Annotated in this window: 5 protein-coding genes and 1 pseudogene; 2 read left to right on the forward strand and 4 right to left on the reverse strand. The window is 65.8% G+C overall.

Annotated features, from left to right (window positions below):
• On the forward strand, window positions 1-348 hold a 348-nt coding region (locus Q1W68_RS16680), incomplete at its 5' end, for an FAD-dependent oxidoreductase (protein ID WP_300651167.1).
• Here the strand turns inward: Q1W68_RS16680 and Q1W68_RS16685 are convergent.
• Window positions 334-1,428, reverse strand: coding sequence for a quinone-dependent dihydroorotate dehydrogenase (locus Q1W68_RS16685; RefSeq protein ID WP_300651164.1), 1,095 nt, complete (start codon window positions 1,426-1,428; stop codon window positions 334-336). The two genes, Q1W68_RS16680 and Q1W68_RS16685, sit on opposite strands and share 15 nt — an antisense overlap.
• 38 nt (window positions 1,429-1,466) lie before the next feature.
• On the opposite strand from Q1W68_RS16685, the gene rpiA reads away from it, so the two are divergent.
• Window positions 1,467-2,138: a ribose-5-phosphate isomerase RpiA gene (gene rpiA / locus Q1W68_RS16690; protein WP_300651163.1), complete on the forward strand. Its 672-nt coding sequence runs from the start codon at window positions 1,467-1,469 to the stop codon at window positions 2,136-2,138.
• Window positions 2,139-2,158: 20 nt separating this feature from the next.
• Here the strand turns inward: rpiA and Q1W68_RS16695 are convergent, their stop codons facing one another.
• From Q1W68_RS16695 to Q1W68_RS16705, 3 genes and pseudogenes are all read right to left on the reverse strand, one after another.
• Window positions 2,159-2,818 (reverse strand): glutaredoxin family protein, encoded by a 660-nt coding sequence (locus Q1W68_RS16695; RefSeq protein ID WP_300651161.1) that lies wholly within the window; start codon window positions 2,816-2,818, stop codon window positions 2,159-2,161.
• A gap of 31 nt (window positions 2,819-2,849) precedes the next feature.
• Window positions 2,850-4,931 (reverse strand): M3 family metallopeptidase, encoded by a 2,082-nt coding sequence (locus tag Q1W68_RS16700; protein WP_300659125.1) that lies wholly within the window; start codon window positions 4,929-4,931, stop codon window positions 2,850-2,852.
• Window positions 4,932-5,001: 70 nt separating this feature from the next.
• Window positions 5,002-5,186 (reverse strand): annotated as a pseudogene (locus Q1W68_RS16705) (ribosome assembly RNA-binding protein YhbY); the annotation flags it as partial.

Genomic DNA, 5,186 nt, shown 5'->3' on the forward strand with positions numbered 1-5,186 from the left:
GGCGTGCATCTCACGCTGGATCTGGGCGGCCAGGCCAAATTCGGGCCCGATGTGGAGTGGACCTCGTCTGCAGACGACCTGCAGGTCGATGCCTCACGGGCCGACGTGTTCTACAGCGAGGTTCGCCGCTACTGGCCCGGGCTGCCAGGCGGCTCGCTGCAGCCGGGATACGCGGGCATCCGGCCCAAGATCAGCGGCCCGCATGAGGCCGCCGCCGATTTCTGGGTCCAGGGGCCTGCCGATCACGGCGTGCACGGCCTGGTCAACCTGTTCGGCATCGAATCGCCGGGCCTGACCAGCTGCCTGGCCATCGGCGATCACGTGACCTCGGTCTCACTGAACGGTTGACGTTCGCAGTGCCTGGATGGCCAGGGCCGATTCCCGCACGAGGGAAGGTCCCTTGTAGATCAGTCCGGTGTAGATCTGAACCAGATCCGCACCCGACTGCACCTTGCTCACCGCATCGGCGGCGCTGAGCACACCGCCCACGCCGATGATGGGGAAGCCTGGACCCAGGCTCGCCCGCAACTGCCGAATGACCTGATTGCTCATGTGCAGCACCGGCGAGCCCGACAGACCACCGGTCTCCTCAGCGTGTTCCATGCCCTTCACGGCTTCGCGGCTGAGCGTGGTGTTGGTGGCGATCACGCCCATGGCGCGCGTCGCCTCACCCGAGCTGTCGGTGCCGTAGCGCACCAGGGTGGCCGCGATGACCTCGAGTTGCGTCTTGTCCAGATCGGGCGCGATCTTCAGGAACACCGGGATCTGCCGCCCATGGCGCTGCGCCAGCAATTCACGCCGCTCGGCCACCGCACCGAGCAAGGCGTCCAGCGCCTGGTCGCTTTGCAGGCTGCGCAGGTTCTGCGTGTTGGGGCTCGAGATGTTGACGGTGACGTAATCGGCGTGCGGATACACCCCGTCCAGGCAGGTGAGGTAGTCGTCGATGGCACGCTCGATCGGCGTGCTGGCGTTCTTCCCGATGTTCAGACCCAGCACCATCGGGCCAGCACGGCCCTGCTTGCGAAAGCGGGCGCGCTGGACGTTGGCGAGAAACGCGTCGAGCCCCTCGTTGTTGAACCCCAGTCGATTGATCAGGGCGTTGGCCTTGGGAAGGCGGAACATGCGTGGTTTGGGGTTGCCACGCTGACCCACTGGCGTGACCGTGCCGACCTCCACGAACCCGAAACCCATGGCCGCGAGGCCGTCGATGCAGCGGGCGTTCTTGTCGAGGCCTGCCGCAAGGCCCACGCGGTTGGGAAACGCGATGCCCGCGAGCGTGAACGGGTCCTGAACTCGGGTCTCGCTGTAGAGGCAGGTCAGGGGCGAGTGTTGCAGCTTCGCGATGGCGCCCAAGGTCAGGTCGTGGGCGGCTTCGGGGTCCATGCCGAACAGAAAGGGGCGGGCGGCGGCATAGGGCAGTAGCGACATCGGATAATCCAAAGCTGTTGTTTCACCGATTGTCTCAAATGACCCAAGACGAACTCAAAGCCCTGGTGGGCCAGGCCGCTCTGCAATACGTGACGCCCGGCGACATCGTCGGTGTGGGCACAGGCTCCACCGTCAACAAGTTCATCGATGCGCTGGCCAGCATCAAGGACCAGATCGCTGGCGCCGTGTCGAGTTCGGAGGCTTCCACCGCTCGCTTGAAAGCCCTGGGCATTTCGGTGTTCGAAGCCAACGCGGTGGGCGAGCTGTCGGTGTACATCGATGGCGCCGACGAAATCGATGCCAAGGGCCACATGGTCAAGGGCGGTGGTGCTGCGCTCACGCGCGAGAAGATCGTGGCCGCGCAGTCGCGTCGCTTCGTTTGCATCGCCGACGAATCCAAACTGGTGAAGGCGTTGGGCGCATTTCCACTGCCCGTGGAAGTCATTCCGATGGCCACCGCGCGTCTGGTGCGCCAGTTCGCCGCCATGGGCGGGCGGGCCAACGTTCGCATGAAAGACGGCTCGCCGCTGGTCACCGACAACGGTCAGCACATCCTGGACGTGACCGGCCTGCAGATCGCCGACCCGCTCGCCTTCGAGAGCGAGGTCAACCAGTGGCCCGGCGTGGTCACCGTGGGGGTGTTTGCCCACCAGAAGGCCAGCGTGTGTCTGTTGGGCACGCCAGATGGCGTGAAGACACTGACGTTCTGAGTCGGGCTGTCGGCTTCAGGTCAGAAGCGGATGCCGGCCGGGTTGGTGACCGGTGGCTCCACCGAGGGCGCTGCGCTCGGTTGTGCCCGCGTCGTCGTTGGCTTGGGCGCAGCGGTGGGTGCCTGAACCGCCACCAACGGTGTCGGGGCAGGGCGCCGGTAGGCCGTGGGCAGGGCCGACTGCTTGGGGTAGCCGGCCGCGTCCAGAAACTGGGTCCATTCGCCGTCCGAATAGCCTTGGATCTGCTGGCTTCCAATGGTGAGCAAGGGCAGCGATACCTGACCACTGAGGCGCTTGAGTGCCTCAGCATCCTCGTTGGTGCCGACCGTTTTCTCGGTGTACGGGATGCCGCGTGCATTGAGCAGGTTGCGGCCGCTGTTGCAAGGGGCACATTCGTTGCTCGTGTACAGCGTCACGGGAAACCGGCTGCTGATCTGGCGCAGCTCAAACGGCAGCTGTGGGGTGGCTGGGCCAGCGGAACCCGGAGCAGCGGCTGCTGGGCGCGCGTTCGCGGCTGGTGGCGGTTGGTCGGAGTAACTCACCCGACCGTCGGGCCCCACGATGCGGTAGACACCTTGTGCCAGTGCGGGGGCACCGAGGAAGCCGATCACCAGACCGAGCGCGATGCTGCGCGCGACACTGGCCCGTGCAGGTCGGAAAGAAGGTGTGAAGGTGTTCATGTCGGCTCCTGTCGGCAAGCAACGAAACAAATCAAGCCATGCCTTGGTGACGCAGCAGGGCTTCAATGCGGGGTTCGCGGCCCCGGAAGGCCTTGAACGATTCCATGGCCGGGCGGCTGCCGCCCGCTTCCAGAATGGCTTCACGGTAGCGGCGACCGGTGGCCACGTCCAGCGTGCTGTGGCCGTTTTGCTGCGCCGCCTCTTCGAAGGCGGCGTAGGCGTCGGCGGACAGCACCTCGGCCCATTTGTAGCTGTAGTAACCGGCCGAATAACCGCCCGCAAAGATGTGGCTGAACGTGTGGGGCGAGCGGCTGTACGCCGGCGGCTGCAGCACCGCCACCTCGTCGCGCACCTGCTGTTGCAAAGCCAGGATGGCCTCGCCGCTGGTGGCGGGCTGGGGCAGGCTGTGCAACAGCATGTCGAACAGCGAGAACTCGACCTGCCGCAGTGTCTGCAAGCCGCTCTGGTAGTTCTTGGCGGCGAGCATCTTGTCGAACAGCGCGCGCGGCAGTGGCTCGCCGGTGTCCACATGGGCGGTCATGTGTTTGAGGACGTCCCACTCCCAGCAGAAGTTCTCCATGAACTGGCTGGGCAATTCGACCGCGTCCCATTCGACGCCGCTGATGCCGGACACGTCGCGCTCGTTCACCTGCGTGAGCATGTGGTGCAGACCGTGGCCGAACTCGTGGAAGAGGGTGATGACATCGTCGTGGGTGAGCAGAGCGGGCTTGCCGTTCACCCCCTCGGCGAAGTTGCAGACCAGGTGCGCCACCGGCGTCTGCAGCGCGCCGGTGTCGGGGCGCAGCCAGCGCGCGCGCACGTCGTCCATCCAGGCGCCGCCGCGTTTTCCGTTGCGCGCGGCCGGGTCCAGATAAAACTGGCCGACCTTCTCGGTGCCCTTCGGACCGGTGCGTTCGATGCGGTAGAACTCCACACTGGCGTTCCACACCGGCGCCTGGTCGCGGCGGATCGCCACTTCGAACAGGGTCTCGACGATCTGGAACAGACCGGCCAGCACCTTGGGCGCCGTGAAATACGGTTTGACTTCCTGCTCGCTGAAGGCATAGCGCGCTTCCTTGAGCTTCTCGCCGATGTAGGGCCAGTCCCAGGCTTGCGGGTCGCTCAAACCGAGGTCAGAGGCGGCGAAGGCGCGCAGGTCGGCCAGGTCTTTTTCAGCGTGGGGGCGGGCCTTGGCGCCCAGATCGCGCAAGAAGGACACGACCTGCTCGGGCGACTCGGCCATTTTGGGCACCAGCGACACATCGGCGTAGTGCCGGTAACCCAGCAACTGCGCCTCTTCATGGCGCAGGGCCAGCAGCTCGCCCATGATGGCCGCGTTGTCGAACTTCACGGCATCGCCCTCGGCCTGGTCGCTGGCGCGGGTGGCGTAGGCACGGTAGAGCTTTTCGCGCAGCGTGCTGCTGTGGGCAAACTGCATCACCGGCAGGTAGCACGGCATCTTCAGGGTGAGTTTGTGGCCCGTCTTGCCTTCGGCCTGCGCGGCGGCGGCGGTGGACTGCACCACATCGTCGGGCACGCCGGCGAGCTCGTCTGTGGTCACATACAGGGCAAAGGCGTCGGTGGCGTCGAGCGCGTTTTCGCTGAATTTCTGGCCCAGTTCGGCCTGACGCTCCTGCAGCCATGCAAAGCGGGCCTTGGCCTCGCCTTGCAGATCGGCGCCACCCAACACGAAGCCCCGCATGGCGTTGTGGTGGGCGCGGGCCTGCTCGCTGGTCAGGCTGGCCGGGTCCATGGACTTGTACTTGGCGTACAGACGCTCGTCGGCTCCCAGGCGGGTCCAGAACTCGGTGACCTTGGGCAGCGCCTCGTTGTAGGCGGCTCTCAACTCAGGGGTGTCGGCCACGCTGTTGAGGTGGCTCACGGCGCCCCAGGCGCGTGACAAGCGCTCGGTCGGCACGTCCAGGGTTTGCGACATGCGCTTCCAGTCGGCGGGAAAGTCGCTGGCCGTCACCGTTTCCAGCGCGGCGCTGGCGGCCTGCATGAGTTCGTCGATCGCCGGGCCCACCAGCGCGGGCGTGACGGCGTCGAACAGGGGCAGGTCGTCGAAGTTGAGGAGGGGGTTCTGGGCGAAAGGGGCGGTACGGTCGTTCATGCGTTCTCAGATGTGGCGCTGGGGGTGAAGTTCAAGCCGCGGGGGCATGAACGAACGTAGAGGCAAGCTGTTACTGCGATTGGGCGCTCTTCTTCACGCTCTTTTTCATGACCTTGGCGCGCTTGATCTGCCCGCCGGTGGTCAGTCGCTGGTTGCCCAGCACGCGCACCACCTTCACCTCGGGCCGCTGGCCACCGCGTTTGCTGAACTTCAGCACCTTCACGTCGCGCGGGCCGGGCATGCGGTCTTCGTCGA

Source organism: Hydrogenophaga sp. (assembly GCF_030158645.1).
GTDB lineage: Bacteria > Pseudomonadota > Gammaproteobacteria > Burkholderiales > Burkholderiaceae_C > Hydrogenophaga.

What these genes read in the sequence shown, in the direction of transcription:
- Q1W68_RS16685 (WP_300651164.1), bottom strand. Translation starts at nt 1,428, where the DNA reads ATGTCGCTACTGCCCTATGCCGCCGCCCGCCCCTTTCTGTTCGGCATG.
- rpiA (WP_300651163.1), top strand. Translation starts at nt 1,467, where the DNA reads ATGACCCAAGACGAACTCAAAGCCCTGGTGGGCCAGGCCGCTCTGCAA.
- Q1W68_RS16700 (WP_300659125.1), bottom strand. Translation starts at nt 4,931, where the DNA reads ATGAACGACCGTACCGCCCCTTTCGCCCAGAACCCCCTCCTCAACTTC.
- Q1W68_RS16695 (WP_300651161.1), bottom strand. Translation starts at nt 2,818, where the DNA reads ATGAACACCTTCACACCTTCTTTCCGACCTGCACGGGCCAGTGTCGCG.